The organism is Oceanibaculum indicum P24, assembly GCF_000299935.1.
GTDB lineage: Bacteria > Pseudomonadota > Alphaproteobacteria > Oceanibaculales > Oceanibaculaceae > Oceanibaculum > Oceanibaculum indicum.
Genome location: NZ_AMRL01000006.1, coordinates 81530 through 107482 on the forward strand (window position 1 = coordinate 81530; position 25953 = coordinate 107482).

Consider the following 25953-nt stretch of genomic DNA (forward strand, 5'->3'; position numbering starts at 1 on the left):
CCGATGATCCGCGCAATCCTGTTCTTCGTGAAGCTGGCGCTGCTGGTCGCGGTGGCGGTGTGGCTGGTCGAGCATCCGGGGCTGGTGCGTGTCGATTGGCAGGGCTACCGGCTGGAAACCTCCTTCGGCATCCTCGTCCTGATGCTGCTGGCGCTGGCCGTGCTGCTCTATGTGCTGGTGCGTTTCTATGGCTCGGTGCTGAAGGCTCCCTTCACCTTCATGCGGGCGCGCAACGAACGCAAGCGGCGTCAGGGCTATCTCGCCCTGACGCAGGGGATGGTGGCGGTCGCCGCCGGTGACCCGGAGGAGGCGAAGCGGCTGGCCCGCAAGGCCGACTCTCTGCTGGAAGACCCGCCGCTGACCATGCTGTTGTCCGCCCAGGCGGCGCAGCTGAATGGCGACGACGATGCGGCCGAGCGCTATTTCACCGCCATGCTGAAGCGCCCGGAAACCGAATTTCTGGGGCTGCGCGGCTTGCTGAACGCCGCCGTGCGCAAGCAGGATTCCGCGAAGGCGCTGACGCTGGTGAAGCGGGCGCACGAAATCCGGCCGCAGACCGACTGGGTGCTGCGCACCCTGTTCGACCTGCAGGTGAAGGACGCCCGCTGGACCGAGGCGCTGTCCACCGTGCAGGAGATGGCGCAGGGCAAGCTGCTGTCCGTCGAGGCGGCGAACCGCCACCGCGCGGCGCTGCAGACCGAACGCGCGCGGGAAGCCGCCGGCAAGGGCGATACGGCGGAAGCGCTGGACCGGGCCAAGCGGGCGCTGGGCCACAAGGCCGATTTCGTCCCGGCGGCGCTGGAGAAGGCGCGTCTGCTGATCGAGGGCGGCAAGCACAAGCGCGCGGCGAAGCTGGTCGAGAGCGTATGGGCGGTGCGTCCGCACCCTGGCCTTGCCGCCCTGTATGAGCGCTGCTGGCCGGGCGAAAGCGCCCTGCAGCGCATGCGCCGCTTCCAGTCCCTGGCCGCCCTGAACCCGCAGGCGGTGGACAGCCATGTCGCCGTCGCCAAGGCAGCGCTCGACGCCCAGCTCTGGGGCGAGGCGCGTGGCCAGCTCGACAAGGCGATGGTGGCCGGGGCCTCGGCGAACGCCTACCGGCTGATGGCCTCGGTCGTCGAATCCGAATATGGCGATGTCGCAAAGACGCGCGACTGGCTAGCAAAGGCCGCCGCCGCCCCGGCCGATCCGGTCTGGATCTGCGGCAATTGCGGTGCACAGGCCGAACGCTGGCATGCGGTCTGCGGCCATTGCGGCGCGTTCGACAGCCAGGAGTGGCGCCTGCCGCCGCGCGCCGAGCCGCTGGCACTGCCGGCGATTGATGGGGAAACCGCACCGGACCAGCGCCCGTCGCCGGTCATCCTGCCGCCCGCCGCGCGGCAGGCAGCACCCGAGGTCACGCCGCCCCGCCCGGATTGACGCACGCACTGACGCGCCTGGGCTGACGCGCCTGGATTCTATGTGTCAGGATTGACGCGCCGTTGCGTCTCGGCTACGAGGCCCGGCCTTTTCGCTTCAGCGCTTCCGCGAGGTTCCGACATGTCCGCCCATCCCAACTTCCCGAACCTGCATGTGCTCGATCACCCGCTGATCCAGCACAAGCTCTCCAAGATGCGCAGCCGCGAGACGACGACGATCAAGTTCCGCCTGCTGCTGAAGGAGATCGCGCTGCTGATGGGCTATGAGATCACCCGCAACCTGCCGATGACGACGGAGCGGGTGGAAACGCCGCTCACCACCATGGATGCGCCGGTGATCGATGGCCGCAAGCTGGCTGTGGTGTCGATCCTGCGCGCCGGCCTCGGCATGGCGGACGGGCTGCTGGAGCTGGTGCCGGCCGCGCGGGTCGGGCATGTCGGCCTGTATCGCGACCATGACACCAAGCAGCCGGTGGAATATCTGGTGAAGCTCCCTTCGGCGGAGGGGCGGCTGTTCGTGCTGGTCGATCCGATGCTGGCGACCGGCAATTCCGCCGTGCATGCCGTCGATGTTTTGAACCGGCATGGCGTGCCGGACGAGAATATCCGATTCATGGCGCTGGTCGCAGCCCCCGAGGGTGTGGCGCAGTTCAACAAATCGCACCCCAACGTGCCGGTCTATGTGGCGTCGCTGGACGAGAAGCTGGACGAGAATGCCTATATCGTCCCCGGCCTGGGCGATGCCGGCGACCGGATTTTCGGCACCAAGTAGTGTAAGGGAAGGGAGCAGGCCATGCCTCTGTCCGAACCGGCAGCACGCGAGAAGCTGCATACCCGCACCGTCACCTGCGAGGGGTTCCGGCGCGCGGACGGGCTGTGGGACATCGAAGGCCACATGACTGACGTGAAGAGCTATGGCTTCGACAACAGCTGGCGCGGCCGGGTCGAGCCGGGCGAGCCGCTGCATGGCATGTGGCTGCGCATCACCATCGACGACGATTACACGATCCGCGCTGCCGAGGCCTTCACCGAATACAGCCCCTATGAGGTGTGCGGCGCCATTGCACCCAATTTCAAGGCGCTGGAAGGGCTGACCATCGGGCCGGGCTTCACCCGCAAGGTGAAGGAACTGCTGGGCGGCACACGCGGCTGCACCCATCTGGTGGAACTGCTGGGGCCGATGGCGACGACCGCCTACCAGACGCTGGTCGGCCAGCGCCGGAAGAAGCCGGAAGCGCCAGCGCAGGACGCGCCGCCGCGCAAGCCCTGGCACATCGATACCTGCCACGCGCTGGCCAGCGACGGCCCGATCGTGAAGAAGGACTGGCCGGACTTCTATACCGGGCGCTGACTCAGACCGGCCTTTGGGGCCGCTCCGCCACGATCTGCTGGCGCGTCAGCCCCAGGGCCGCATCCAGCGGCTGTGGCGTGGTCATGGAATGGTGGCCCGGGGCGGGCTCGTCCAGATTAGCCGCGACCGAGCGGAAATAGGCCAGGGCGAAGACCCGGACCGCAGAGGTGAGGCTGGACCGGTCGCGCACCTTGTTCACCAGCGAACAGAGCTGGTTGATGCTGAGATTCTCGCGCAGCGAGATGTCGCGCAGCGCCTCCCACATCTCAGGCTCCAGCCGCATGCTCGTGCGGTGCCCGTTCACGACGACATTATGGCTTTTCAGGCTGGTGCCCATTTGCCCTTCGCGGTTGCTGCGCCGCCGCCGCCGGGGCGCCGGACGATTATCTTCGTATGTCACTGTAATGGAGCGGTCGTTGAATGCAACCATGAAATGTCTTTCTTTAAGAAGCACCCTCAATGGTTGATGCGCTCAGCGCGGCGTTTCGCCGGGCGCCTGGGCGGACAGGGACAGGGCGTGGATTGGCCCGCTAAGCTCTTCCGCCAGCAGCGAATGGATGATGCGCTGGCGTTCGATGCGTGACTTGCCGGCGAACTGCGCGGAGACGATCTCGACACGGAAATGGCTTTCCCCACCCGGCCGGTGCCCGGCATGGCCGACATGCCGGTGCGATTCGTCGATGACCGTCAGGCTTTCCGGGGCGAGTCCCTGGCGCAGCTTCGCCTCTATCGTCTGGGCAACTGTCATGGAAGATCCTTACTGCCTGTGGTTGCGCCGGTCTGGCAATTAACCATTACCGTGATACGAAGAGTAACGTCCGTGCACAAACGATAATTCGACAACCCCCGTCTCAAAACCGCGCGGGAGCGGTCCTGCGCCGCTGCATGCGGGCCATGTCTTGTGGTCTCGGCGCTTGCCGGGGATGGACCGCGTGACCATAATTCCTGACATGGCACGCACGAAGACAATTGATCCTTGGGAACAGGAGTGGCGCCGGCGCTATGCCGAGGCGCAGGCTCATGGTCCTGTGCATCGTCCGTGCGAGCATCCCGGCTGTACCGAGCGCGGTGAGTTCCGTGCGCCGCGCGCGCGCGACAAGCTGAACGAATATCGCTGGTTCTGCCTCGATCATGTGCGCGCCTACAACGCCGCCTGGAATTATTTCGCGGGCATGAGCGAGCCTGAGGTGGAGGCGCATATCCGCCGCGATATCACTTGGGACCGGCCGACCTGGCGGCTGGGCGACGGCCAGCGCGTGAAGGAGCCGAAGCGCGGCTGGAAGGTCTATGACGATTTCGGAATCTATGAGGAAAATGTCGGCCCGGATGCCGAGCAGGCGGAGAAGGCGAAGCGCCAGGCTCGCCAGCCGGCCGCCTCACCGGAGGCCAAGGCCGCCGCGGAGCTGGGTCTGGAACTGCCGGTCACCTGGCAGGAGGTGCGGGTGCGCTACCGCCAGCTGGTGAAGGAAAACCACCCCGATGCGCATGGCGGCGACAAGGCTGCCGAGGAGCGCCTGAAATCCATCAATCATGCCTATTCGATTTTGCGAAAGTTCTTATGTTAAAAAACGCGGTGCGTAACCCTCTCCGATTGCGCTAGCCTGCTCCCCGAATTGGCCTGACCGGCTGGCAAGGCTCCCTTAAAACAGAACGGAAGTCACCTTCTCATGGCTCAAGCTACTGCGTCCGCCATTCCCGCATCGACCGTCGCGGAGACTCCGCGCGCCCATCCGATGGACATGCCGGACATCACCGTCTCGGTGCGCCAGACCTTCGGCATCGACGTCGATATGGACGTGCCCGCCTTCTCCGTCGGCAGCGAGTATGTGCCGGACCTGGACAAGAGCTACCAGTTCGACCGCGCGACCACGCTCGCGATCCTGGCCGGTTTCGCGCATAACCGCCGCGTCATGATCCAGGGCTATCACGGCACCGGCAAATCGACGCATATCGAGCAGGTCGCCGCGCGCCTGAACTGGCCGTGCGTGCGCGTGAACCTGGACAGCCATATCAGCCGTATCGACCTGATCGGCAAGGACGCCATCGTGCTGCGCGACGGCCATCAGGTGACTGAATTCCGCGAGGGCATCCTGCCCTGGGCGCTGCAGAACCCGGTGGCGCTGGTGTTTGACGAGTATGATGCCGGCCGTGCCGACGTGATGTTCGTGATCCAGCGTGTGCTGGAAGTCGAAGGTAAGCTGACGCTGCTGGACCAGAACCGCGTGATCCGCCCGCACAAGGCGTTCCGCATGTTCGCCACCGCCAACACGGTCGGCCTCGGCGATACCACGGGCCTCTATCACGGCACACAGCAGATCAACCAGGGCCAGATGGACCGCTGGTCGATCGTCTCCACGCTGAACTACCTGCCGCATGACGACGAGGTGAACATCGTCGCCGCCAAGCTGCCGGACTATGGCAGCAAGGAAGGACGCGAGACGCTGTCCGCCATGGTCCGGGTCGCCGACCTGACGCGCGCCGGCTTCATCAATGGCGACATCTCCACGGTGATGAGCCCGCGTACCGTCATCACCTGGGCCGAGAATGCGAAGATCTTCGGGGATGTCGGGATGGCCTTCCGCCTGACCTTCCTGAACAAGTGCGACGAGGTGGAGCGCAGCGTGGTGGCTGAATACTACCAGCGCAGCTTCGGCAAGGATCTGGAGGATACCGGCATCCGCGCCACCCGGAAGAACTGAGCCCATCCAGAGGCAGGTTAAGGCAGGATCGACATGTCGAGCGGCGAAACCCCGGTCGAGGAATTCAAGCGCGCCACCGCAGCCGCCTTGCGGGCGATCGGTCGTGCGCCCGAGGCCGAGGTGACCTATGGCGTCGAGCAGCCCGGCATCGTCGCCGGGCGGGTTCGCCTCCCGGTGCCGGCCACCGACCTCAACCCGCATGAGCGCGCGCTGGTGCGCGGCGAGGCGGATGCGCTGGCCCTGCGCCTGCGGCATCACGACGAGGCGGTGCATCAGCGCCGCACGCCGGGCAGCGGCGTCGCCAAGGCGATCTTCGATGCCATGGAGCAGGCCCGCTGCGAGGCCATCGGCGCCAGCCAGATGGCCGGCGTCGCCGACAATCTGGCGCAGGCGCTGGACGAGCGCTGCAAGCGCAAGGGCTTCGAGCACATCACCGAGCGCAACGAGGCAAACCTCGCCGATGTGATGCGGCTGATCGCCCGCCAGGAGATCAGCGGCGAGACCCCGCCGCCCAGCGCCCGCCGGCTGGTCGATACCTGGCGCGGCTGGGTGGAGGAACGCTGCGGCGGCGACCTCACCTCGCTGCGCGAGCACCTGCTGGACCAGGATTCCTTCGCCAAGGCGGCGCGCCAGCTCATCCGCGACCTGGATCTCGATCCGGGCGAGGAGGGCGATGGCGACGACAACGACATGGACGACAGCGAGGGCGGCGAGGACGGCGAGGCCGAGCAGCAGGACGACAGCGACATGCAGTCGGCCTCGGACAGTGCCGACGGCGAAGACAGCATGCCGCAGGAGATGCAGGCCGGCGAGGAAGGCGACGAGACTGGCGAGCAGGCCGAGGGCGAGATGATGCCCGGCAGCAGCGAGGAGGAGTCGGAGGAGCCCGGCACACCGCAGCAGCGCCGTAACCAGGCCGGTGCCGGCGACAACCGTCCCTACCAGCCCTATGTCACCGAATTCGACGAAGTGGTGATGGCGGACGAGCTGTGCGATTCCGAGGAGCTGACGCGCCTGCGCAAGCTGCTGGACCAGCAGCTGACCCACCTGCAGGGCGTCATCGGCAAGCTGGCCAACCGGCTGCAGCGCCGCCTGATGGCGCAGCAGAACCGCACCTGGGAGTTCGATCTGGAAGAGGGCATGCTGGACACCGGGCGGCTGTCGCGCGTGGTGACCAACCCGACCTATCCGCTGTCCTACAAGATCGAGAAGGAAACCAATTTCCGCGACACCGTCGTCACGCTGCTGATCGACAATTCCGGCTCGATGCGGGGCCGGCCGATCACCATCGCGGCGATGAGCGCTGACATCCTGGCGCGCACGCTGGAGCGTTGTGGCGTGAAGGTGGAGATTCTGGGCTTCACCACCCGCGCCTGGAAGGGCGGCCTGTCACGCGAACGCTGGATTTCCGGTGGCAAGCCGGCCAATCCGGGCCGCCTGAACGATCTGCGCCACATCGTCTACAAGGCTGCCGACGAGCCGCTGCGGCGGGCGCGCAAGAATCTGGGGCTGATGCTGCGCGAAGGCATCCTGAAGGAGAATATCGACGGCGAGGCGCTGCTGTGGGCGCATAACCGCCTGCTGGCCCGCACCGAGGAACGCCGCATCCTGATGGTGATCTCGGACGGTGCGCCGGTGGACGATTCCACGCTGTCGGTCAATCCGGGCAATTACCTGGAACGCCATCTGCGCGAGGTCATCCATTTCATCGAGACCCGCTCGCCGGTGCAGCTTGTCGCCATCGGCATCGGCCACGACGTGACGCGGTATTATCGCCGCGCGGTCACGCTGGTGGATGCCGAGCAGCTGGGTGGCACGATGATGGAGCAGCTGGCCTCGCTGTTCGACGAGGATCAGGGCGGCCGCAAGGGGCGGCGCGCGGCGTAATCAGCCTTTCCGGCCCGTCCGGGCGAGCGGATGGTGTTGCTCGACCAGCCGGCGCAGCCTTTCCTCCACCACATGGGTGTAGATCTGGGTGGTCGAGATGTCGGCATGGCCCAGCATCTGCTGCACGCTGCGCAGATCGGCCCCGTGATCCAGCAGATGCGTCGCGAAGGCGTGGCGCAGCACATGCGGCGACACCTTCTCGTGGTCGATGCCGGCGGAAATCGCCAGTTCCTTCAGCAGCTGCGCGAAACGGTGTCGCGTGAGGTGCCCGCTCTCCCCGCGCGAGGGGAACAGGAAGGGCGATTTCTGGCCCTCCTTCAGGAAGGCATCGCGATCCTCCCGATAGGCCGCAACCGCGCGGATCGCAGCCTCGGTCAGCGGCACCATGCGTTCCTTGCCGCCCTTGCCGCGCACGATCAGCATGCCGGTGTCGCGCGTCACCGCCGCCAGCGGCAGGCCGACCAGTTCGGAAACGCGCAGGCCGCTGGCATAGAGCAGTTCCAGCAGCGCCAGCATGCGCGCGCCCTCTGGTCCCGGCAGGGCGGAGGCGGCATCCAGCAGCTTTTCGACTTCCGCCTCACTCAGGATCTTCGGCAGGGGTCGGCTGCGGCGCGGCGCATCGACCACGGTGCAGGGATTATCCTCGCGGAAGCCCTCGGCATGCAGGAATTTGTGGAACTGCCGCAATGCGGACAGCCGCCGGGCAGAGGTGCTGGCCGCCATGCCGGCACGCGACAGCCCGGCCATATAGTCCCGGATATCGCCGGTGCTGGCCGCATCGGCGCTGCGTTTCCGCCGGGTCAGGAAATCCGTGAAATCCTCCAGGTCACGCCGGTAGGCCTGCAGCGTATTGGCGGCAATGCCGCGCTCGGCGACCAGCATTTCCAGGAAGGTTTCGACAGCATGACCGGCGGTCATCGCCCGTGTTCCGGCTAGAAACCGTGCGCGATGGCGGCTTCCAGCGCCAGCTGCCGCGAGGCTTCTGGCTGGCTGGCCTGGCGCAGCGCCTGCACGATACGGCGCAGCGGCACGGTATCCACCTGTTCCAGAGGCTCGCTGCCCGCGGCGACCAGCGCCAGCGCCAGTGTCTCTCCGGTGCGGCCTTCCTGGCCAGCGCTGTCCAGAGCGAACCACAGCGTCGGCGAGGGCAGGGCGGTGGCCTGGCTGTACGGGCCGTCCAGCCAGCCGCGCCACAGTGTGGAGGGCACCGGCTCGCCACTGGCATCCAGCAGCGCTGTCAGCAGGGTGGCACGTGCCGGTCCTTCGTTCGGGCGGGCGGCAATCAGCGCGTTCAGGGACGCTTCCAGTGCGGTGTTTTCCCAGACCGTAGCGGTATCGTCGCCGGCCAGCCGCGCCAGCGGCCAGAGCCGCAGCCAGGCTGTCGCCGCCATCTCGTCGAAGCGGCCGCGATCCCGGATCGCCAGCAGCCAGGGACGGGCCTCTTCGGCTTTGCCGGCGGCATAGAGCGCATGCGCTGCCGGTTCGGCGAACCAGATCATCTCGCCGGTCGGCTGCATGCCGGCGATCAGCCCCGCATACAGCCGCGCGGTCGCTGCATAGTCACCGCTGTCCTGGGCGATGCGCAGCGCGGCGGCGATGGCCTCCGTCCGGGCGAGCGGTACGCTCTCCTCGCTGGCGAGCCGGAACAGATGGGCGCGGCTGGCGATGTCGGACTTCTTCTCGGCCGCCGCGATGGCGCCGGCAAGCTGCGCCGGGGTCGCGGGATAGGCCTTGTACAGGGCTGCCAGCCGTTCGGCGGGGACGATGCCCAGCGCCAGCCCGCGCTCGGCGGCGGCGATGCTGATCTCGGCGGCGGGATAATCGCTTTTGGCCAGTGCGGCCAGCACGGCCGGCGGCGCGTCCGCCACGGCGTCAGCCGGCACCGGCATGTTCGCCGCCTTCAGCAGCGCCAGATGCAGCGCGGTTGGCGCCGGCAGGCTGTCCAGCACCACCGTGTGGCCCATGACGGCATCGATCAGCCGGTTGAAGGCGCGGTCTTCCGGCACCCGCATCTCGCGCAGCACGGTCATGCCCAGATCGACCCGGCCGCTTTCCCGCGCCAGCGCATCGCAGACGATCTGCGCGCGGCGCCAGAAGGCGCTGCCATAGGTCCCGCCGACATTGCGGGCAATGGCGCAGGCCTGATCGTCCTGCCCGCGCAGCAGGTGGGTTTCCAGCGACAGCCGGCTCAGCCCCTCGCTCTGCGCGCTCCGCGGCAAATTGTCGAGCAGTGCGGAGAGATCATCCAGCGCGCCCATCTCACGCAGGGCCTGCGCGCGGATCGTCAGCACGGTGCCTTCCGGCCCTTCCTCGGCGGCGGGCGGAGGCAGCAGGGCGGGCGAGATCAGCAACCGGCGCTGTACCGAATGGAGCGTGTGGCTGCCGGGCATTTCCGGCAGGGATTCCAGCAGCCGCTGCGCCACGGCGCGCGGCGTACCGTTCCAGATATCCTGTCCGAATCCCTGCCCGGCCGTGCCCAGCGAATCGAGCGTGGGGGCTGGCAGCATATTGCTGGACACCGGGACCGGCATCGGGACGCGCAGCGAGGGCGTGCCGTCCGTCTGCAGGGGAGTACCTTGCAGGGGGCCGGTTTGCGATGGCGCAGCCGGCGCGGCACGGTCGGTTGCCGAACCCGGCAGGGTTCCCGGAGAAGGGCTCTGGGAGGGCTGCGGTGCCGCCGTCGGCGGGCGCTCATCCTGACCCGGCAGCGGGAACAGGCGCAGCGGCTGGCCGCTGCTCTGCGCCAGGGCCGGCAGGGCAGCAAGCGCGAGGGCGAGCGCCAGGCCGGACGCCCGTGCGGCGCGGCTAGTTCTTGAAACGGTCATTCGGGATCACCTTCTCGACCGGCGTGGTCGGCGGCGCGACATTGCCTGAAACCAGAAAGGCGCCGCCGCCAACGATGAGAAGCAGAAGCAGGACGATGAAGACGAGAAGAGCCTTGAGCATGGAAACCGATGCGCTGTGCAGATAAAGGCGAAAAAGCTGCCGGGATGGATAATTGCGACTATATATACATGCTCAATGGCATTTTCGCGGCATATCCATTCATGAACGCCACTTTAACGGCGCTGGCACGGGCTTTCAACGAAGCCCCCACCAGCAGGCCAGTCGGCAGGCTCTGCGCCCTGGCGGGAGAGTCTCTTGCCATGCGCGCCGCATTGCCGATGATATGCAGATGACCATGGTACCGAAGCATATCCCCAAGACCATTGCGCTGGTTGGCCTGATGGGCGCCGGCAAATCGGCCGTCGGCCGCCGCCTCGCCGCGCGGATGGGCCTGCCCTTCATCGATGCGGATACCGCGATTGAGGAAGCAGCGGGCTGCACCATCGAGGAAATCTTCGCCCGTCACGGCGAGCCGGAATTCCGCGATGGCGAGCGGCGCGTGATCCAGCGGCTGCTGGAAAGCGAGCCCCTGCATGTGCTGGCCACCGGTGGCGGCGCCTTCGTGAACGTGCAGACCCGCGCCCGGCTGAAGCAGCATGCCGTCACCATCTGGCTGCGTGCCGATCTGGAGACGCTGCTGGAGCGTGTCGCCAAGCGCAGCAACCGCCCGCTGCTGAAACAGGGCGACCCGCGTGCCGTGCTGGAAAAGCTGATCGCGGACCGCTATCCGATTTACGCCGAGGCCGATATTGTGGTCGATACGGCCCCCGGCCCGGTCGAGGAAACGGTGGACCGCGTACTGGCCGCGCTGACCGGTTTCCTGGACCGCGAAGAGACCCTTACCGAACGGACTGCCGCCTCGTGACCGCTCTTTCCAACGCTGCCTCGTCCGCCGCCGCCGATTACGACACGCTGTCGGTCGATCTGGCCGGCCGCGCCTATGACATCCAGATCGGCGAGGGGCTGCTGGCCCGGGCTGGCATGCTGTCGCGCCCGGTGCTGCGCCAGCCGCGTGTCATCATCGTCACCGACAGCCATGTGGCGCCGCTGCATTTGAAGACCGTTGAGGAGAGCTACCGCGCTGCCGGTATCGACACGGCCTCGGTGATCGTGCCGGCCGGCGAAGGCAGCAAGCGGTTCGACCGGCTGCAGGCGCTGCTCGACGATCTGCTGGATGCCCGCATCGAACGCCGCACCACACTGGTGGCGCTGGGCGGCGGCGTGATCGGCGACCTGACCGGCTTCGCCGCGGCGATCCTGCTGCGCGGCATCGACTTCATCCAGATTCCGACCACGCTGCTGGCCCAGGTGGACAGCTCCGTCGGCGGCAAGACCGGCATCAATACCCGCCATGGCAAAAATCTGGTCGGCGCCTTTCACCAGCCGCGTCTGGTGCTGGCCGATACCGGCGTGCTGGACACGCTGCCGCGCCGCGAGTTGCTGGCCGGCTATGCCGAGGTGGCGAAATACGGGCTGCTCGGCGATGCGGAGTTCTTCGCCTGGCTGGAGGCGAACGGCGCCACCCTCGTTGCCGGCGATATGGAAAAGCGCCGCCATGCGGTGAAGATCAGCTGTGCCGCCAAGGCCGCCATCGTCGCCCGCGACGAGAAGGAGACAGGTGACCGCGCCCTGCTGAATCTGGGACACACTTTCGGCCATGCGCTGGAGGCGGAGACCGGCTTCGGCGAGATGCTGCTGCATGGCGAAGCGGTTGCCATCGGCATGGTCATGGCGTTCGACCTGTCGGCCCGGCTGGGCCTGTGCCCGGCGGAGGATGCGGTGCGCGCGCGCCGGCATCTGCGCGATGTCGGCCTGCGCGTCAGCCCGCTGGAGGTCGCCGGCCGCCAGCACTGGTCGGTGGACAAGCTGCTGGGCCACATGGCCAAGGACAAGAAAGTCGCGGATGGCCGGATCACCTTCATCCTGGCGCGGGGCATCGGCAAGGCCTTCATTACGCAGGACGTGGATGTCCAGGCGGTCCGCGACATGCTCGCCACTTCCATCGAAAGCTGACCGGAAATGACTCCCGAGCTTTGGCTCAACCTCGCCGCCATCGTTGCCCTGCTGCTGCTGTCTGCCTTCTTCTCCGGCAGTGAGACCGCCTTCACCGCGGCATCGCGGGCGCGCATGCATCAGCTCGCCAAGAAGGGCAGCAAGCCGGCAAACATCGTCAACACCCTGCGCGCGCAGAGCGAACGGCTGATCGGCGCCATCCTGATCGGCAATAATCTGGTCAATATCCTGGCGGCCTCGCTGACCACCAGCATCATGATCACGCTGTTTGGCCCAGAGGGCGTGGCCTGGGCAACGCTGATCATGACGGCAGTTGTCGTGGTGTTCTCGGAAGTGCTGCCGAAGACCTTCGCGCTGAACAATGCCGACCGTCTGGCGCTGCTGGTTGCGCCGGCGATCCGGCTGGTTGTGCTGCTGTTCGCCCCGGTATCGCGCACGGTGCAGTTGCTGGTGCGCGGCATCTTCCGGTTGTTCGGGGTGCCAATCACCGGCGATCTGGGCTCCGACGCCAGCGAGGAGGAGCTGCGCGGCGCCATCGAGCTGCATCAGGGCGAGGAAGGCGAGGGGCATCACGAGCGCGCCATGCTGCACAGTGTGCTCGACCTTGGCGATGTCGAGGTCGGGGAGATCATGACCCACCGCAAGAATGTGGTGATGATCGATGCCGATTTGCCGCCGGACGATATTATCGACCAGGTGCTGAACAGCCCCTATACCCGCATCCCGCTGTGGCGCGAGGACCAGGACAACATCATCGGTGTGCTGCATGCCAAGGCGCTGCTGCGCGAGCTGCGCGGCCATGGCGGCGACATGAAGGGCATCGACATGGCGGCGCTGGCCAGCCCGCCCTGGTTTATCCCCGACACCACCACGCTGCTGGACCAGTTGCAGGCTTTCCGTACGCGCCGTGAGCATTTCGCCCTTGTGATCGACGAGTACGGCACGCTGATGGGTATCGTCACGCTGGAGGATATTCTGGAGGAGATCGTCGGCGAGATTTCCGACGAGCATGATGTCGCCGTGGTCGGCGTGCGTGCGCAGCCCGACGGGTCCTTCCTGGTCGATGGCACGGTCACGCTGCGTGATCTCAACCGGGAGTTCGACTGGAACCTGCCGGACGAGGAAGCCTCCACCATCGCCGGCCTCGTGCTGCAGGAATCCCGGCAGATACCCGAGGTCGGCCAGGTCTTCACCTTCTATGGCTTCCGCTTCGAGATATTGCGCAAGCAGCGCCACCAGATCACGCTCATGCGCGTCTCGCCGCCGCCAAAGAGTGCGGCCTGATCGCCCGATAACGACTCGCAGGCTATCAACTTCAAAGCGATCCTTGCCCACGTTTGATACGCAGGGTTGTGCCCCTGTGTCGATTGCTGCAAAGTAGCCCTACGATTGTGTGCAACTCTGGGCCGCGCCTAAAAAGGGGCGTTTGGCCGCGATGGGGTCGGGGCGATGCGCAAGGGGCGACGACACGGGGACGGGTCGGCGGACGGCACGGCAGACGGTGCGGGACAAGACCGTCGGAAGCGGAAGACAGGGCTGAGTTTCGGCGGGGAAGGCAGCCTGCGCAATGGCGCACGGGTGCGCCGCAATGTCCGGGTCGCCGCCCGCCGGACCAGCGTCAGCCTTGAGGTTGCGATCTGGGATGCGCTGGCGGATATCTGCGCACGCGAGGAAATGGCAATCGATGCGGTCTGCGATGCGGTGGAGTCGCGGCGCAACAGCGACAGCCTTGCCTCGTCCCTGCGGACGTTTTCCCTGCTGTATTTCCGGCTTTCAACCAGCCGGTGGGAAAAGGCGGCGGCCAGACCGGGCAATGGATCGGTCTCCGACGGGCCGCAGCACGGATTTCCGACGATCTTCGAGGAAGCGCTGAGCCGGTTCGAGTCAGCTCGCGCCGTCCAGGGCGATCACGGGGATGATCAGTCGCCGGCACCCTGATGGGCAGCCGATACCTGCTGGCGGTCCAGCTTGCTGCGGTTGGTGACCATGCGGCCATGCAGTTCGGTGATCGCCATCGAGCCTGTCTTCACGCACAGGAACGGGAACACCCCGTGGATGAAACAGGCCAGCCCGGCGACGAGCATGCGCCCGGAGAAGGAGAAGGCCATCCCCATATGCTCGAAATAGCTCTCGCCGACCGATTTCGGATGTTCGGTAAAGAGGGTGCGCAGGGACATGAAGGCCTCCTAGAAGCTTGTTTCTGATAGGATATCCCAGCGCTCGCAAAAGAATTTGCGAATTTCCGTCAGATTTTGGCTGATTGTGGAAAATTTTTCTTCATAATTCTCCATATGAAGAAAACTGTACCCCTGGATGATCTGGACCGGCGAATTCTTGCTGTGCTGCAGGAAGATGCCTCGCTGTCTCTGGCGGAAATCGCACGCGAGGTCGGGCTGTCGCCCTCGCCCTGCTGGCGGCGTATCCAGCGGCTGGAGGAGGCGGGCGTGATCCGTGGCCGGGTGGCGCTGCTCGACCCGGAGAAGCTGAATGTCGGAGTGACGGTGTTCGTTGCGGTGCGCACCAGCCGGCACGATGCGGAATGGCTGGAGAGTTTCTCGCGGGCCGTGCGCGACTTCCCGGAAGTGGTGGAGTTCTACCGGATGAGCGGCGAGATCGACTATCTGCTGCGTGTGCTGGTGCCCGATATCGCGGCCTATGACGCCTTCTACAAGCGGTTGATCCAGCGCGCGCAGATCACCGATGTCAGCTCCAGCTTCGCCATGGAGGTCATCAAATACACCACTGCCGTCCCGCTCGATTACGCGGAGTAGGCTGCCTTCAATCGACGATGAAGATCTTCGCCCCGGTGCGGGTCGAGGAACGGTGCGGGGAGTCGCCGAAGTCGGAGACCTGATAGCCCATGCCCGGCGTCAGCACATTCTTGCGGCCATCCTTCAGCTCGCTTTCCAGCTCGCCCTCCAGCACCAGCAGGATATGGCCGCGGTCGCACCAATGGTCGGCCAGATAGCCCGGCGAATACTCCACCATGCGGATGCGGATGTCGCCGACCTCCAGCGTGCGCCATAGCGCCTCGCCAGTCTCGCCGGGATGGCGGGTGGCCGGCACCTTGGACCAGTCGGTCGCCGTGAAAGGCAGGGCGGGGATTTTCATCGGGTCTTCCTTTCAGCGTGCGGCAGTCAGCTTGATCTCGACCAATATGTCCGGGCGGGCCATGTCCGCCCGGCAGCAGGTCAGGGCCGGCGGATTCGCCGGATCGACCCAGCGGTTCCACGCCGCCACCATGCCGGGATAATCGGCCATCCGACGCAGCCAGATCGTGGCGGTCAGCAGCCGGGACTTGCCGGTCCCGGCCTCTGCCAGCAGCCCGTCCAGCGTTGCCAGCACCTGGGCGACCTGGCCCTCGATGCCGGCACTGGTGTCGGACGGCACGGTGCAGACCGAGACAAAACCGCGATGGGCGGTGCCGAGGCTGATCGACAGCTGCTCCGTCGCGATGATGCCGAAGCGTTCGGGCAGGCTCACTTTACCGCCGTGACCATGATCTCGACCAGGATGTCGGGGAACGCCATCTCGGCATTCACGCAGGCACGCGCCGGCGGGTTCTTCGGATCGACCCAGGCATTCCAGACCGAATTCATCGCCTGGAAATCCTTCATGTCCTTCAGCCAGAGCTGCGCGGTCAGCAGCTTCGACTTATCGGTGCCGGCCTTGGCGAGATAGGCATCGATGGTGTTCAGGATTTCCTGCGTCTGGCCCTTCACGTCGGCGGAACGGTCCTTGGCAGTCAGTCCGCACAGATAGACCATGTCGCCATGGATAACGGTGCGGCTCATGATCGGGCCAGGGCCGGTGGTGATGTCGATACGTTCGATGCTCATTGGAACCTCCCTTGGTTAAGCGTTCGGGAGAGAGGCTAATCCACGGCGCGCACCAGATACAGCGCATCCTCGCCATAGCTGGCCAGCTTCGCGGCGAGCACGGCATCGGGCTGATGGGGGGTAAAGCCCTGGCGCTGCCAGTAGCCGGCGGAATTGTTCACCGCCGTCAGGGCCAGCAGGGGGAATCCCTGTACCTTCGCCAGTCCCAGCAGCCGGGCGACCAGCGCCGCCCCCAGCCCTAGCCCGCGCGCCGTCGGCAGCAGGGCGATGTCGTGGAGATACAGGCAATCCGGCCTCTCCGGCAGGCTGCCCAGCAGCGAATCCAGCGCCGGCGGCCGGCCAAGCAGCGCCGGATGGCTTACCGCATAGCCCAGCAGCTGCCCGTCCCGTTCCGCTACCAGACAGCCGGCGGGATAGAGCATCAGCCGCTCCGCCGCTACCGCAGGCGATTCCGGATAGAGCGGATGCACGATCTCTCCCGCCGCCTGCACGGCGGGCAGGTCGGCAGGAGTCATGAGGCGCCAGAGGTCGGTTGCGGTCATGTGATCCGAATACGCGAGCCGGATGCACGGCCCAAGAAAAATAAATGAGATTTATTTCCGCCTGCTGGGAAAACCGGCTTGTCAGCCTGTACCGTTGGCTTAGAACAACGCCATGAAACAAGCCGGATGGAGGCGGGCATGATCGAGCGTGTCGAGGTCGGCGGTCTTAAGATCGCCAGGGTACTGTACGATTTCGTGAATGACGAGGTGATCCCGCAGACCGGGCGCAAGGCCGCCGATGTCTGGGCCGGGCTGGACGCCATCGTGCACGATCTGGCGCCGAAGAACCGCGCCCTGCTGGCGAAGCGCGACGAGATGCAGGCGAAGATCGATGCCTGGCACAAGGCGCGCAAGGGCAAGCCCTTCAACCTGGCCGACTACAAGGCCTTTCTGCAGGAGATCGGCTATCTGCTGCCGGAGGGGCCGGACTTCGCCGTCTCCACCGAGAATGTCGATCCGGAGATCGCCCGGATCGCCGGCCCTCAGCTGGTGGTGCCGGTGATGAATGCCCGCTATGCGCTGAACGCGGCGAATGCGCGTTGGGGCAGCCTGTACGACGCGCTCTACGGCACCGATGCGATTTCGGAGGAGGATGGGGCGACCCGTTCCGGCGGCTATAATCCGAAGCGCGGCGAGAAGGTGATCGGCTATGCCCGTACCTTCCTGGATGACAGCTTCCCGCTGGCCTCAGGCTCCCACAAGGATGCCACCGGTTATGCGGTCGAGGGCGGCCGGCTGACGGTCGCCATGACCGGCGGCAGCAAGACGGGTCTGAAGGACCCGGCGCAGTTCGCTGGTTATCAGGGCGAGGCCGACGCCCCGTCCGTGATCCTGCTGTCGCATAACGGGCTGCATGCGGAAATCCGCATCGATGCCAGCCACCCCATCGGCAAGACCGATCCGGCGAAGATCGCCGATGTCGTGCTGGAATCGGCCGTTACCACGATCCAGGACTGCGAGGATTCCATCGCCGCAGTCGATGCCGAGGACAAGGTCGCCGTCTATCGCAATTGGCTGGGCCTGATGAACGGCACGCTGACGGCGGAGCTGGAGAAGGGTGGCAAGACCGTCGTGCGTCGTCTGAACCCGGACCGCACCTACAAGACCCCGACTGGCGGCGGCCTCACCCTGCCGGGCCGCAGCCTGATGCTGGTGCGCAATGTCGGCCATCTGATGACCATCGATGCGGTGCTGGACAAGGATGGCAAGGAAGTGCCGGAAGGCATCCTCGACGGCGTGATGACCGCGCTGATCGCCATCGTCGATCTGGAGCGCAAGGGCGGCCTCGCCAACAGCCGCGCCGGGTCCATGTACATCGTGAAGCCGAAGATGCACGGGCCGGAGGAAGTCGCCTTCGCCAACGAGCTGTTCGGCCGTGTCGAGCAGGTGCTGGGCCTGAAGCCCAACACGCTGAAGATGGGCATCATGGACGAGGAGCGCCGCACCACCGTCAATCTGAAGGAGTGCATCCGCGCCGCGAAGGACCGGGTGGTGTTCATCAATACCGGCTTCCTCGACCGCACCGGCGACGAGATGCATACCTCGATGGAGGCCGGCCCGATGATCCGCAAGGCCGACATGAAGGCTACATCCTGGATCAAGGCCTATGAGGACTGGAACGTCGATACCGGCCTGGCCTGCGGGCTGCGCGGCCGGGCGCAGATCGGCAAGGGCATGTGGGCCATGCCGGACATGATGGCGGAAATGCTGAAGCAGAAGATCGGCCACCCGATGGCCGGCGCCAACACCGCCTGGGTGCCCTCGCCGACGGCGGCCACCTTGCACGCCATGCACTATCACAAGGTCGATGTGGCGGCCCGGCAGGAGGCGCTGAAGAGCCGCCCGCGCGCCAGCCTGAACGACATCCTGACCATCCCGCTGGCCGACCGGCCGAACTGGTCACCCGAGGAGGTGCAGCAGGAGCTGGACAATAACGCGCAAGGCATCCTGGGTTATGTCGTGCGCTGGATCGACCAGGGTGTGGGCTGCTCCAAGGTGCCGGACATCAACAATGTCGGGCTGATGGAAGACCGCGCGACGCTGCGCATCTCCAGCCAGCACATTGCCAACTGGCTGCATCACGGCATCGCCACCGAGGCGCAGGTGATGGAGACCATGAAGCGCATGGCCGCCGTGGTCGACAAGCAGAATGCGGGCGATCCGCTGTATCGCCCGATGGCGCCGGATTTCGACGGCAGCGTCGCCTTCGCCGCCGCCTGCGACCTGGTGTTCAAGGGCCGCGAGCAGCCAAATGGTTATACCGAGCCCGTGCTGCACCGCCGCCGCATTGAGGCCAAGGCGAAGTTCGGGAGGTAGGGGTACAGGGTACAGGGTGAGGACTTGGTGCTTGGCCCCCCTCACCCAGCTCCGCCTAGCTCACTTCGCTCACAAGGCTGCGCAACCCTCTCCCTCCAGGGGAGAGGGAAAGAAATTGGAATCACCTGCGGCGCCGTTCCTCCAGCCGTCATTCCCGCACTTGTTGCGGGAATCCAGGGTTCAGTCTGCTCGGGCGGGCATCCAGCAAGCGGAGGTCTGGACCCCCGGCACAAGGCCGGGGGTGACGGGTGGAGCTGAATGCGGGTGGCGTGGATGACAGGTGAGGGGAGAAAATTCCCTATCGTACCTGCTTGATCGCCTCGACGGCCAGCTTGTCGGCGCGTTCATTCTCCGGGTGGCCGGCATGGCCCTTCACCCAGTGCCAGGTGACGCGGTGCGGTCCCAGCGCCGTCTCCAGCCGCTGCCAGAGATCGACATTCTTCACCGGCTTCTTGTCCGCGGTAAGCCAGCCGCGCTTCTTCCAGGACGGCAGCCATTTCAGGATGCCGTCGCGCAGATAGGTCGAATCGGTATAAAGCTCCACCGTGGAGGGCCGCGTCAGCGCCTCGAGCGCCATGATCGCCGCCGTCATCTCCATGCGGTTGTTGGTGGTCGCAGGCTCCGCGCCGGACAGTTCCTTCTCGTGCCGTCCATAGCGCAGGATAGCCCCCCAGCCGCCCGGTCCCGGATTGCCGCTGCACGCACCATCCGTGTAGATCTCGACGATGGGCTGGCTCATTGCGCGGCGGCTGCGGCGGTGATGCCGTAATCGCCGGGGCCGCTCGCGCGCTGGTGGAAGCGCAGCTTGTGGGCATATTCCATCGGGTCCTTCGGCTTCACGAAGGCGCCCTCGGGGTGGTTCAGCCAGTCATAGAGGCGGGTCAGCAGGAAGCGGATCGCCGCCCCCCGGCACAGTACGGGCAGCGCCGCAATCTCGGCCTCGCTCGGCTGGCGCAGCCGCGCATAGGCGCTCAGCATGAGGCGCGCCTTGGTGATGTTGAAGCTGCCATCCGGCTCGAAGCACCAGGCATTCAGGCAGACCGCGATGTCATAGGCCAGCGCGTCGGTGCAGGCGAAGTAGAAGTCGATGACGCCGCTCAGCTCCGCGCCCTTGAAGAACACATTGTCGGGAAACAGGTCGGCATGGATGACGCCGCGCGGCAGGTCGCGCGGCCAGTGCGCCTCTAGGTAATCCAGCTCCCGGCGCAGCATGTCGGCGAGGCCGGGGCAGACCTCGTCGGCGCGGGCTTCCGACTTCTCGAACAGCGGCCGCCAGTCTTCCAGCGTCAGCCCGTTGCGGCGGGTCATGGTGAAATCGGCCCCGGCGGTGTGCAGCTGGCCCATCGCGATGCCGACCCCCGTGCAGTGCTGCGGCTGGATGCGGCGCGGCCACATGCCGTCCAGGAAGCTGATGATCGCCCCCGGCTTGCCGTTCAGCGTCCGCAGGGTGCGGCCCTCGCGGTCGTGCAGCGGTGTCGGACAGGCCATGCCCTTGGCCGCCAGATGCTCCATCAGCCCCAGGAAGAACGGCAGATCCTCGGGATTCACCCGCTTTTCGTAGAGGGTGAGGATGTAGCTGCCGGTGGTGGTGCGCAGCATGAAGTTGGAATTCTCAACGCCCTCGGCGATGCCGGCGAAGCTGGTCACCTCGCCAATATCGTAGCTGGCGACGAATGCCTGCAAATCCTCGTCGGAGACGGCGGTATAGACGGCCATGGATCAGCGCACGGTGAAGGAGACGGGAGCGATGTGCCGGAGCCCAGTCATGCGCTGAGCGCCTTGGGCAGCTTGAAATGGATATCTTCCTCCGCCGTGATCACCTCCTCGACCGTCACGTCGAAGCGCTGGCGGCAGGCATCGATCAGTTCCTCGATCAGCACGTCGGGCGCGGAGGCGCCGGCGGTCACGCCCAGCCGCGTCACGCCGTCCAGGAAGGACCAGTCCATCTGGTCGGCGCGCTGCAGCAGCATGGCTTTCGGGCAGCCCGCGACGCGCGCCACCTCGACCAGCCGCTTGGAGTTGGAGGAATTCGGCGCGCCGATCACAAGGATCGCCTCACAGCGCGCGGCAATCGCCTTTACTGCCTGCTGCCGGTTGGTGGTGGCGTAGCAGATATCCTCCTGCTTCGGCGCGGCGAGCTGCGGGATGCGCTTGCGCAGCGCCGCGATGATTCCGGCGGTATCGTCCACCGACAAGGTGGTCTGCGTCACATAGGCGATCTCGCGGTCGGCCGGCAGCTCGATGGTCTCGGCCTCGGCGACGGTCTCGATCAGCCGCACCGCGCCGTCGGGTAGCTGGCCCATCGTACCGATCACTTCCGGATGGCCGGCATGACCGATCAGCAGGATCAGCCGCCCCGCCGCGAAATGCCGCTCAGCCTCGCGGTGCACCTTGCTGACCAGCGGGCAGGTGGCGTCGAGATAGACCATCTTGCGGCGCTCCGCCTCGGCCGGCACCGATTTCGGCACGCCATGGGCGGAGAACACGACCGGCGCGTCCACCGGCACCTCGTCCAGCTCCTCGACGAAGACCGCACCCTTCTTTTCCAGGGATTCGACGACGAACCGGTTATGCACGATCTCGTGGCGCACATAGACCGGCGCGCCGAATTTCTCCAGCGAGCGTTCGACGATCTGGATCGCGCGGTCAACCCCGGCGCAGAAGCCGCGCGGGCCGGCAAGCAGGAGGGTCAGGGGCGGTTTTGTCATCTCATTCATATGGTGCGTGACCTGGCGCCACCCTAATACAGCCGGCCCAAGGGTGAAACCGGGTTTTGCGGCGAAGCGCGGGACAGGCTATAGAGGGGCGGTCCCTTTTTCGCTCCAGCCATGGGCAGCGCCGTTACATGACCCGACCGACCAATTTCCCGCGCCTCTTCGCCATCGTCGCGCTGCCGGCCCTGCTGCTGGCCGGCTGCGGTTCGCTGTTTGGCCCGTCGGCGCCGCCGCCGGCCTGCCCGGATGCGCGTGTCGTCGCCAATCTGGACCGGGTGACGCAGTACCGCCCGGGGGAAGGGCGCGACCTAACCGATGTGCTGTTCGAGGCCCGGATCGGCGATCTGGCCGGCGAATGCGTCTATGACGACGATGCCCTGCGGGTGGCGATTACCATCCCGATCCAGATCGCCCGCGGCCCGGCCAATCAGGAACGGGTTGTCCGCCTTGAATATTTCTCGGCCATTCAGGCGCCGGACGGCGCGGTGGTGGCAAAGCGCGTCTTCCCGGTCGAGGTGACGTTCGAGGGCAACCAGAGCCGGGCGCTCTTCACCGACGCGCTGGAGCAGCGCATTCCGCTGGCCGACCTGAAGCAGGGGCCGGCCTACCGCGTGCTGCTGGGGTTCCAGCTCAGCGAGGCGCAGGTGCAGGAAAATATGCGCCGCACCCGGCGCTGACTTTCCCCTTCATCCCCGCGTTTCCAGACGGCCCCGGCACCCCGCCGGGGCCTTTTCGTTTCAGGGCCGCTTGATAATCAGTATCTTTAATTGCAACTAAAACTAAGAATCAGTTGCAATTAAATCATTCCCTTCATAGGGTCGCTGCAACGCGGCGGGGGCCGCGATCCTGGAATTGGAGGGGCTGACGAAATGAAGCGCATGGTTAAGGCAACCGGCAAGGCTGCCTTCCTCGCCTGCCTGGCCGGTACGGCGGCGGCGGAGACCTATAATCTGGAGCCTGTGGTGGTCGAAAGCGGCACCATCCACAGCTCGCAATCGGTCCGGCAGAGCGTCGAGTCGGCCGGCGAATCGACCCGCAGTAACAGCTATGTCGATGGTTCGGTCATTCAGAACCTGAACCCGGTGAACACTGGCGATGCGCTGCGCTATTCCACGCTGGGCATCATCAACCCGCCGGGCACCGGCGACCGTTTCGGCGGCGGCAGCAAGATTCGCACCTCCGGCGACTGGGGCGCCTCGCGCTCCATCGACGGGCTGCCGGCCTTCAAGGCGGCGGACCAGGAAGGCGGCGGCTACACCAACACCACCATTCCTTCCATTGCCATCGAGAGCATCGGGGTGCTGCGCGGCGGGCGCGCCGTCGGCTATGGCGATGGCACGGATGGCGGCGTGCTGGAGACGCGCATCAAATCCGGCCGCGGCTACAAGGATCATGCGGCAGTGTCGCTGGACCTGAGTTCCGCCATGGAGGCCAACACCCAGGCGGAAGTCGCACATGGTACGGAGAAGTGGGATTATTACGTCGCCGGGAGCTGGCTGCAGGCCGCCTATGATGGCGATCCCGAGAATCTGGACGCGCAGCATGTGCGCGGCGGCCTCGGCAAGTTCGGCTACAATTTCAGCGAGGATACGCGAGTCGAGCTGCTGGGCATCATGAACCGCTCCGAGCCCGACATCATCCGCAGCGGCAATGAGGAGGCAATCCGCTCCTCCTCCAACGTGCTGGCGCTGACCGCCGACCATCGGCTGTCCGACACACAGAGCCTCCGCGCCGGCCTGTTCCACAATGACAGCCACACGCTGTGGGCCGCGCGCAGCCGCGACCGCGAGATCAACAACAACATCCTGTTCGCCGATCATTATCTGGACGTGCCGCTGAGCGACCGCGTGCAGTATCTCGGCACGGTCGGCGGCGAGCTGAAGCGCACCGAATATCTGCGGGACAATCAGTGGGATGCGAATTTCACCGATGTCGCGCTGAAATCGATCAACACGCTGCGTTTCGACGACAATCTGGCGGTCACCGCCGGTGTGCGCCACACCTGGTTCGAGAACGACGTGAAGCTGAACGGCGTGGAACAGGCGGATACGCTGGCCGAGGACAGGATCTGGTCCTACGAGCTGGGCGCCGCCTACAGCGTGCTGCCGGATACGCGGGTGCGGGCTTCCGTCGCCACCGGCTATAACCGCTTCTTCGAGAAGTACGGCAATTTCGGCAGCGATGCGCTGAATTCCGTGGGTGCCGGTGACGAGATCGTCGAATCCCTGACCTACGAGATCGGCGTGCGGCAGGATTTCAGCTTCGGCCATCTCGACGTCGCGCTGTTCGACACAGAGCAGGACGGCGTGCCGCGCCGCAATGCCGGCGCCATCGAAAGCATGACGGTGGACCAGCAGGGGCTGGAGGTTGAAGCGCTGTGGCGTGCCAGCAAGAAGCTGACCTTCACCGCCAATTATTTCCAGATCCTGGACATGAAGGCGACGCGGGCCGATGGCAGCGACGCCAATGGCAACATCTTCTTCGGCACCAATGGCGTGTCGCTGCCGGACTATCAGCTGAGCGTCCAGGCGACCTATGCCCTGACCGACAAGGTTACCCTGTGGGGGCTGGCCTATAACACCGGTGGTTACGAGGCGGAGAATCTGGACGGCACCATCACCGAGCGCGAGGGCTTCACCAAGCTCGATATCGGCGGTTCCTGGAAGGTGCAGCCGAACTGGGCACTGCGCGCCAGGGTCGAGAATGTGTTCGACGAACGCACTTTCGGCTCCACCATCGTCGGCACCACGGCCAATGATGGCGGCAATCTCGGCACCGTGTTCTGGATCGGCACCGACTACACCTTCTAGCCTTGCTGACAGGGCGGGGTGAGAGTCGATGCGGCTTCCAGACTCGCGTTGACTTTCGCCCCGCCCCGTCACATCTTGCCCGCAGTCCGCTGAACCCTGCGGGAGAGATCGGCAGCGCGTTTGCGTAGCCGGCGCCGAAGGAGCAATCCACCCCGGAAACTCTCAGGCAGAAGGACCGCAGGGGAAGGACTCTCTGGAAAGCAGGCGCGCAAAAGGCGGCGTGCCTCACCCAAGGTGAAAGCCGCGTTCCGTCCTGAGGGCGGAGGCGGTCAATCTCTCAGGTCCGACGACAGAGGGGGTGCCGGTCTGGAAAAGGCGCTGTCCGCGCCGACCGGTACTATGACCTGTCGGGAAGGACCTGTTGCCCATGAGCGCCGAAACCCTGCTGACCACGCCGCTGAACGCCCTGCACCGGGAACTGGGCGGCAAGATGGTCGAATTCGCCGGCTACGAGATGCCGGTGCAGTATCCCGCCGGCATCATGGCCGAGCATCTGCATACCCGTGACAAGGCCGGCCTGTTCGACGTCTCCCATATGGGCCAGGTGAAGCTGTCCGGCGAGGGCGCCGACAAGGCGCTGGAAACGCTGGTGCCGGGCGAGATCCAGGCGCTGAAGCCGGGCCGCCAGCGCTACACCCTGTTCACCAACGAACAGGGCGGCATCCTGGATGACCTGATGGTCACGCGCTTCAACGATCATCTGTTCCTGGTGGTGAACGCCGCCTGTAAGACCCAGGACATCGAACATATGCGCGCGCACCTGCCGTCCGGCGTCACGCTGGAGGTGATGTTCGAGCGCGCGCTGATGGCGCTGCAGGGACCGGCGGCCAGTGCCGTCATGGCGCGGCTGGGGCCGGCGGCCTGCGAGCTGACCTTCATGGGCGGCGCGCGGGTCGAGATTCGCGGCATCTGGTGCACCGTCACCCGTTCCGGCTATACCGGCGAGGACGGATTCGAGATTTCCGTCGATGAGGACAAGGCCGATAAGCTGGCCCGGCTGCTGCTCGACCAGCCGGAGGTGATGCCGATTGGTCTGGGCGCGCGCGATTCGCTGCGCCTCGAAGCCGGCCTGTGCCTCTATGGCCATGACATCGACACCGGCACCACGCCCATCGAGGCCGACCTCGCCTGGGCCATCGGCAAGCGCCGGCGCGAGGAAGGCGGCTTCCCCGGGGCCGATATCATCTTCGACCAGCTGAAGAACGGTACCGCGCGCAAGCGCGTCGGCATCCGCCCGGAAGGCCGCGCCCCGGCGCGTGAGCATACCGAGCTGACGGATGCCGAGGGCCGCAGGATCGGCGAGATCACCAGCGGCGGCTTCGGCCCCAGCGTCGGCGGCCCGGTCGCGATGGGCTATGTCGAGACGGCTTTCGCATCCGAGGGCACGGACATCAACGCCATGGTACGCGGCAAGGCGCTGCCGGCCAAGGTGGCGTCCATGCCCTTCACCCCCCATCGTTATCACCGCGGCTAGGAGTTGC

The 25953-nt window shown here is 65.9% G+C and carries 28 protein-coding genes and 2 riboswitches; of the genes, 15 read left to right on the forward strand and 13 right to left on the reverse strand.

What is annotated here, in order from left to right:
• Nucleotides 1–3 precede the first annotated feature (3 nt).
• From P24_RS06895 to P24_RS06905, 3 genes are all read left to right on the forward strand, one after another.
• Nucleotides 4–1416 (forward strand): heme biosynthesis protein HemY, encoded by a 1413-nt coding sequence (locus tag P24_RS06895; protein WP_008943978.1) that lies wholly within the window; start codon nucleotides 4–6, stop codon nucleotides 1414–1416.
• Nucleotides 1417–1536: 120 nt separating this feature from the next.
• Entirely contained in the window at nucleotides 1537–2187 is a 651-nt protein-coding gene (upp, locus tag P24_RS06900) for a uracil phosphoribosyltransferase (protein ID WP_008943979.1), read from the forward strand.
• 21 nt (nucleotides 2188–2208) lie between these two features.
• Nucleotides 2209–2766, forward strand: coding sequence for a DUF2889 domain-containing protein (locus tag P24_RS06905; protein WP_008943980.1), 558 nt, complete (start codon nucleotides 2209–2211; stop codon nucleotides 2764–2766).
• 1 nt (nucleotide 2767) lies between these two features.
• On the opposite strand, the gene P24_RS19135 is transcribed toward P24_RS06905, so the two are convergent.
• A complete protein-coding gene (locus P24_RS19135; RefSeq protein WP_008943981.1) occupies nucleotides 2768–3103 on the reverse strand; it encodes a ribbon-helix-helix domain-containing protein in 336 nt (111 codons plus the stop codon).
• 135 nt (nucleotides 3104–3238) lie between these two features.
• Nucleotides 3239–3514 (reverse strand): BolA family protein, encoded by a 276-nt coding sequence (locus P24_RS06915; protein WP_008943982.1) that lies wholly within the window; start codon nucleotides 3512–3514, stop codon nucleotides 3239–3241.
• A 184-nt stretch (nucleotides 3515–3698) separates the two neighbouring features.
• On the opposite strand from P24_RS06915, the gene P24_RS06920 reads away from it, so the two are divergent.
• The 3 genes from P24_RS06920 (at nucleotide 3699) to cobT (ending at nucleotide 7352) form a co-directional block, all read left to right on the forward strand.
• On the forward strand, nucleotides 3699–4331 hold the full coding sequence (locus P24_RS06920) for a J domain-containing protein (RefSeq protein WP_237740172.1): 633 nt from the start codon (nucleotides 3699–3701) through the stop codon (nucleotides 4329–4331).
• Nucleotides 4332–4499: 168 nt separating this feature from the next.
• Nucleotides 4500–5465 carry a cobaltochelatase subunit CobS gene (gene cobS, locus P24_RS06925; RefSeq protein WP_008943984.1) on the forward strand — a complete coding sequence of 322 codons (966 nt, stop codon included), beginning with the start codon at nucleotides 4500–4502 and terminating at the stop codon, nucleotides 5463–5465.
• Between the two features lie 33 nt (nucleotides 5466–5498).
• On the forward strand, nucleotides 5499–7352 hold the full coding sequence (cobT, locus tag P24_RS06930; protein ID WP_008943985.1) for a cobaltochelatase subunit CobT: 1854 nt from the start codon (nucleotides 5499–5501) through the stop codon (nucleotides 7350–7352).
• Here the strand turns inward: cobT and xerD are convergent, their stop codons facing one another.
• The 3 genes from xerD to P24_RS20265 are packed head-to-tail and all read right to left on the reverse strand — an operon-like array spanning nucleotide 7353 to nucleotide 10298.
• Nucleotides 7353–8270: a site-specific tyrosine recombinase XerD gene (xerD, locus tag P24_RS06935; protein WP_008943986.1), complete on the reverse strand. Its 918-nt coding sequence runs from the start codon at nucleotides 8268–8270 to the stop codon at nucleotides 7353–7355.
• A gap of 14 nt (nucleotides 8271–8284) precedes the next feature.
• Nucleotides 8285–10177: a hypothetical protein gene (locus tag P24_RS06940; protein ID WP_156816208.1), complete on the reverse strand. Its 1893-nt coding sequence runs from the start codon at nucleotides 10175–10177 to the stop codon at nucleotides 8285–8287.
• Entirely contained in the window at nucleotides 10158–10298 is a 141-nt protein-coding gene (locus P24_RS20265) for a hypothetical protein (protein WP_183077986.1), read from the reverse strand. Before P24_RS20265 ends, P24_RS06940 begins: the two co-directional genes overlap by 20 nt.
• A gap of 223 nt (nucleotides 10299–10521) precedes the next feature.
• Here P24_RS20265 and P24_RS06945 point away from each other — a divergent pair, with 223 nt between their 5' ends.
• From P24_RS06945 to P24_RS19140, 4 genes are all read left to right on the forward strand, one after another.
• Nucleotides 10522–11103 (forward strand): shikimate kinase, encoded by a 582-nt coding sequence (locus tag P24_RS06945; RefSeq protein WP_456319863.1) that lies wholly within the window; start codon nucleotides 10522–10524, stop codon nucleotides 11101–11103.
• Nucleotides 11100–12251, forward strand: a complete 1152-nt coding sequence (aroB, locus tag P24_RS06950; RefSeq protein WP_008943990.1) for a 3-dehydroquinate synthase — start codon at nucleotides 11100–11102, stop codon at nucleotides 12249–12251. Before P24_RS06945 ends, aroB begins: the two co-directional genes overlap by 4 nt.
• A gap of 6 nt (nucleotides 12252–12257) precedes the next feature.
• Complete coding sequence (locus P24_RS06955; RefSeq protein WP_008943991.1) at nucleotides 12258–13535, forward strand: HlyC/CorC family transporter; 1278 nt, start codon at nucleotides 12258–12260, stop codon at nucleotides 13533–13535.
• Nucleotides 13536–13700: 165 nt separating this feature from the next.
• Nucleotides 13701–14189 carry a ribbon-helix-helix domain-containing protein gene (locus tag P24_RS19140; RefSeq protein WP_083859600.1) on the forward strand — a complete coding sequence of 163 codons (489 nt, stop codon included), beginning with the start codon at nucleotides 13701–13703 and terminating at the stop codon, nucleotides 14187–14189.
• On the opposite strand, the gene P24_RS06965 is transcribed toward P24_RS19140, so the two are convergent.
• Complete coding sequence (locus P24_RS06965; RefSeq protein WP_008943993.1) at nucleotides 14171–14428, reverse strand: DUF6356 family protein; 258 nt, start codon at nucleotides 14426–14428, stop codon at nucleotides 14171–14173. The two genes, P24_RS19140 and P24_RS06965, sit on opposite strands and share 19 nt — an antisense overlap.
• Before the next feature lie 114 nt (nucleotides 14429–14542).
• Here P24_RS06965 and P24_RS06970 point away from each other — a divergent pair, with 114 nt between their 5' ends.
• Nucleotides 14543–15022 carry an Lrp/AsnC family transcriptional regulator gene (locus P24_RS06970; RefSeq protein WP_008943994.1) on the forward strand — a complete coding sequence of 160 codons (480 nt, stop codon included), beginning with the start codon at nucleotides 14543–14545 and terminating at the stop codon, nucleotides 15020–15022.
• 7 nt (nucleotides 15023–15029) lie between these two features.
• On the opposite strand, the gene P24_RS06975 is transcribed toward P24_RS06970, so the two are convergent.
• The 4 genes from P24_RS06975 to P24_RS06990 are packed head-to-tail and all read right to left on the reverse strand — an operon-like array spanning nucleotide 15030 to nucleotide 16632.
• Nucleotides 15030–15362 (reverse strand): DHCW motif cupin fold protein, encoded by a 333-nt coding sequence (locus P24_RS06975; protein WP_008943995.1) that lies wholly within the window; start codon nucleotides 15360–15362, stop codon nucleotides 15030–15032.
• Between the two features lie 12 nt (nucleotides 15363–15374).
• Nucleotides 15375–15734, reverse strand: coding sequence for a RidA family protein (locus tag P24_RS06980; protein WP_008943996.1), 360 nt, complete (start codon nucleotides 15732–15734; stop codon nucleotides 15375–15377).
• Complete coding sequence (locus P24_RS06985; RefSeq protein WP_008943997.1) at nucleotides 15731–16090, reverse strand: RidA family protein; 360 nt, start codon at nucleotides 16088–16090, stop codon at nucleotides 15731–15733. The genes P24_RS06980 and P24_RS06985 overlap by 4 nt, the downstream gene beginning before the upstream one ends.
• A gap of 35 nt (nucleotides 16091–16125) precedes the next feature.
• The gene (locus P24_RS06990) at nucleotides 16126–16632 is read right to left on the reverse strand and encodes a GNAT family N-acetyltransferase (protein ID WP_008943998.1); all 507 of its coding nucleotides are present in this window, start codon (nucleotides 16630–16632) and stop codon (nucleotides 16126–16128) included.
• Between the two features lie 138 nt (nucleotides 16633–16770).
• Between P24_RS06990 and P24_RS06995 the strand changes: the two genes are divergently transcribed.
• The gene (locus tag P24_RS06995; RefSeq protein WP_008943999.1) at nucleotides 16771–18948 is read left to right on the forward strand and encodes a malate synthase G; all 2178 of its coding nucleotides are present in this window, start codon (nucleotides 16771–16773) and stop codon (nucleotides 18946–18948) included.
• Between the two features lie 298 nt (nucleotides 18949–19246).
• Here the strand turns inward: P24_RS06995 and rnhA are convergent, their stop codons facing one another.
• Genes rnhA through ispH form a run of 3 tightly spaced genes read right to left on the reverse strand, consistent with a single transcriptional unit; the run spans nucleotide 19247 to nucleotide 21665 of the window.
• Entirely contained in the window at nucleotides 19247–19687 is a 441-nt protein-coding gene (gene rnhA, locus P24_RS07000) for a ribonuclease HI (RefSeq protein ID WP_008944000.1), read from the reverse strand.
• Nucleotides 19684–20664 (reverse strand): homoserine kinase, encoded by a 981-nt coding sequence (locus tag P24_RS07005; RefSeq protein WP_008944001.1) that lies wholly within the window; start codon nucleotides 20662–20664, stop codon nucleotides 19684–19686. The genes rnhA and P24_RS07005 overlap by 4 nt, the downstream gene beginning before the upstream one ends.
• A gap of 47 nt (nucleotides 20665–20711) precedes the next feature.
• A complete protein-coding gene (ispH, locus tag P24_RS07010; protein ID WP_008944002.1) occupies nucleotides 20712–21665 on the reverse strand; it encodes a 4-hydroxy-3-methylbut-2-enyl diphosphate reductase in 954 nt (317 codons plus the stop codon).
• 128 nt (nucleotides 21666–21793) lie between these two features.
• Here ispH and P24_RS07015 point away from each other — a divergent pair, with 128 nt between their 5' ends.
• From P24_RS07015 to gcvT, 3 genes are all read left to right on the forward strand, one after another.
• On the forward strand, nucleotides 21794–22339 hold the full coding sequence (locus tag P24_RS07015; protein WP_008944003.1) for a hypothetical protein: 546 nt from the start codon (nucleotides 21794–21796) through the stop codon (nucleotides 22337–22339).
• Between the two features lie 192 nt (nucleotides 22340–22531).
• Nucleotides 22532–24472: a TonB-dependent receptor gene (locus tag P24_RS07020; RefSeq protein ID WP_008944004.1), complete on the forward strand. Its 1941-nt coding sequence runs from the start codon at nucleotides 22532–22534 to the stop codon at nucleotides 24470–24472.
• An 89-nt stretch (nucleotides 24473–24561) separates the two neighbouring features.
• Nucleotides 24562–24660: riboswitch (glycine riboswitch) on the forward strand.
• Between the two features lies 1 nt (nucleotide 24661).
• Nucleotides 24662–24769, forward strand: a riboswitch (glycine riboswitch).
• A gap of 70 nt (nucleotides 24770–24839) precedes the next feature.
• Nucleotides 24840–25946 (forward strand): glycine cleavage system aminomethyltransferase GcvT, encoded by a 1107-nt coding sequence (gene gcvT, locus P24_RS07025; RefSeq protein ID WP_008944005.1) that lies wholly within the window; start codon nucleotides 24840–24842, stop codon nucleotides 25944–25946.
• Nucleotides 25947–25953: the final 7 nt, after the last annotated feature.

Excerpts from the sequence above, each read along its gene's own strand:
- P24_RS06990 (WP_008943998.1), bottom strand. The coding sequence starts at position 16,632 with ATGACCGCAACCGACCTCTGGCGCCTCATGACTCCTGCCGACCTGCCC.
- P24_RS07005 (WP_008944001.1), bottom strand. The coding sequence starts at position 20,664 with ATGGCCGTCTATACCGCCGTCTCCGACGAGGATTTGCAGGCATTCGTC.
- ispH (WP_008944002.1), bottom strand. The coding sequence starts at position 21,665 with ATGAATGAGATGACAAAACCGCCCCTGACCCTCCTGCTTGCCGGCCCG.
- P24_RS06965 (WP_008943993.1), bottom strand. The coding sequence starts at position 14,428 with ATGTCCCTGCGCACCCTCTTTACCGAACATCCGAAATCGGTCGGCGAG.
- P24_RS07020 (WP_008944004.1), top strand. The coding sequence starts at position 22,532 with ATGAAGCGCATGGTTAAGGCAACCGGCAAGGCTGCCTTCCTCGCCTGC.
- P24_RS06945 (WP_456319863.1), top strand. The coding sequence starts at position 10,522 with ATGCAGATGACCATGGTACCGAAGCATATCCCCAAGACCATTGCGCTG.
- cobT (WP_008943985.1), top strand. The coding sequence starts at position 5,499 with ATGTCGAGCGGCGAAACCCCGGTCGAGGAATTCAAGCGCGCCACCGCA.
- cobS (WP_008943984.1), top strand. The coding sequence starts at position 4,500 with ATGGACATGCCGGACATCACCGTCTCGGTGCGCCAGACCTTCGGCATC.
- P24_RS06905 (WP_008943980.1), top strand. The coding sequence starts at position 2,209 with ATGCCTCTGTCCGAACCGGCAGCACGCGAGAAGCTGCATACCCGCACC.
- P24_RS06995 (WP_008943999.1), top strand. The coding sequence starts at position 16,771 with ATGATCGAGCGTGTCGAGGTCGGCGGTCTTAAGATCGCCAGGGTACTG.
- P24_RS07015 (WP_008944003.1), top strand. The coding sequence starts at position 21,794 with ATGACCCGACCGACCAATTTCCCGCGCCTCTTCGCCATCGTCGCGCTG.
- gcvT (WP_008944005.1), top strand. The coding sequence starts at position 24,840 with ATGAGCGCCGAAACCCTGCTGACCACGCCGCTGAACGCCCTGCACCGG.
- P24_RS06915 (WP_008943982.1), bottom strand. The coding sequence starts at position 3,514 with ATGACAGTTGCCCAGACGATAGAGGCGAAGCTGCGCCAGGGACTCGCC.
- P24_RS19135 (WP_008943981.1), bottom strand. The coding sequence starts at position 3,103 with ATGGGCACCAGCCTGAAAAGCCATAATGTCGTCGTGAACGGGCACCGC.
- upp (WP_008943979.1), top strand. The coding sequence starts at position 1,537 with ATGTCCGCCCATCCCAACTTCCCGAACCTGCATGTGCTCGATCACCCG.
- P24_RS06975 (WP_008943995.1), bottom strand. The coding sequence starts at position 15,362 with ATGAAAATCCCCGCCCTGCCTTTCACGGCGACCGACTGGTCCAAGGTG.
- rnhA (WP_008944000.1), bottom strand. The coding sequence starts at position 19,687 with ATGAGCCAGCCCATCGTCGAGATCTACACGGATGGTGCGTGCAGCGGC.
- P24_RS06985 (WP_008943997.1), bottom strand. The coding sequence starts at position 16,090 with ATGAGCATCGAACGTATCGACATCACCACCGGCCCTGGCCCGATCATG.
- P24_RS06970 (WP_008943994.1), top strand. The coding sequence starts at position 14,543 with ATGAAGAAAACTGTACCCCTGGATGATCTGGACCGGCGAATTCTTGCT.
- P24_RS19140 (WP_083859600.1), top strand. The coding sequence starts at position 13,701 with ATGCGCAAGGGGCGACGACACGGGGACGGGTCGGCGGACGGCACGGCA.
- P24_RS06940 (WP_156816208.1), bottom strand. The coding sequence starts at position 10,177 with ATGACCGTTTCAAGAACTAGCCGCGCCGCACGGGCGTCCGGCCTGGCG.
- P24_RS06955 (WP_008943991.1), top strand. The coding sequence starts at position 12,258 with ATGACTCCCGAGCTTTGGCTCAACCTCGCCGCCATCGTTGCCCTGCTG.
- P24_RS06895 (WP_008943978.1), top strand. The coding sequence starts at position 4 with ATGATCCGCGCAATCCTGTTCTTCGTGAAGCTGGCGCTGCTGGTCGCG.
- P24_RS20265 (WP_183077986.1), bottom strand. The coding sequence starts at position 10,298 with ATGCTCAAGGCTCTTCTCGTCTTCATCGTCCTGCTTCTGCTTCTCATC.
- xerD (WP_008943986.1), bottom strand. The coding sequence starts at position 8,270 with ATGACCGCCGGTCATGCTGTCGAAACCTTCCTGGAAATGCTGGTCGCC.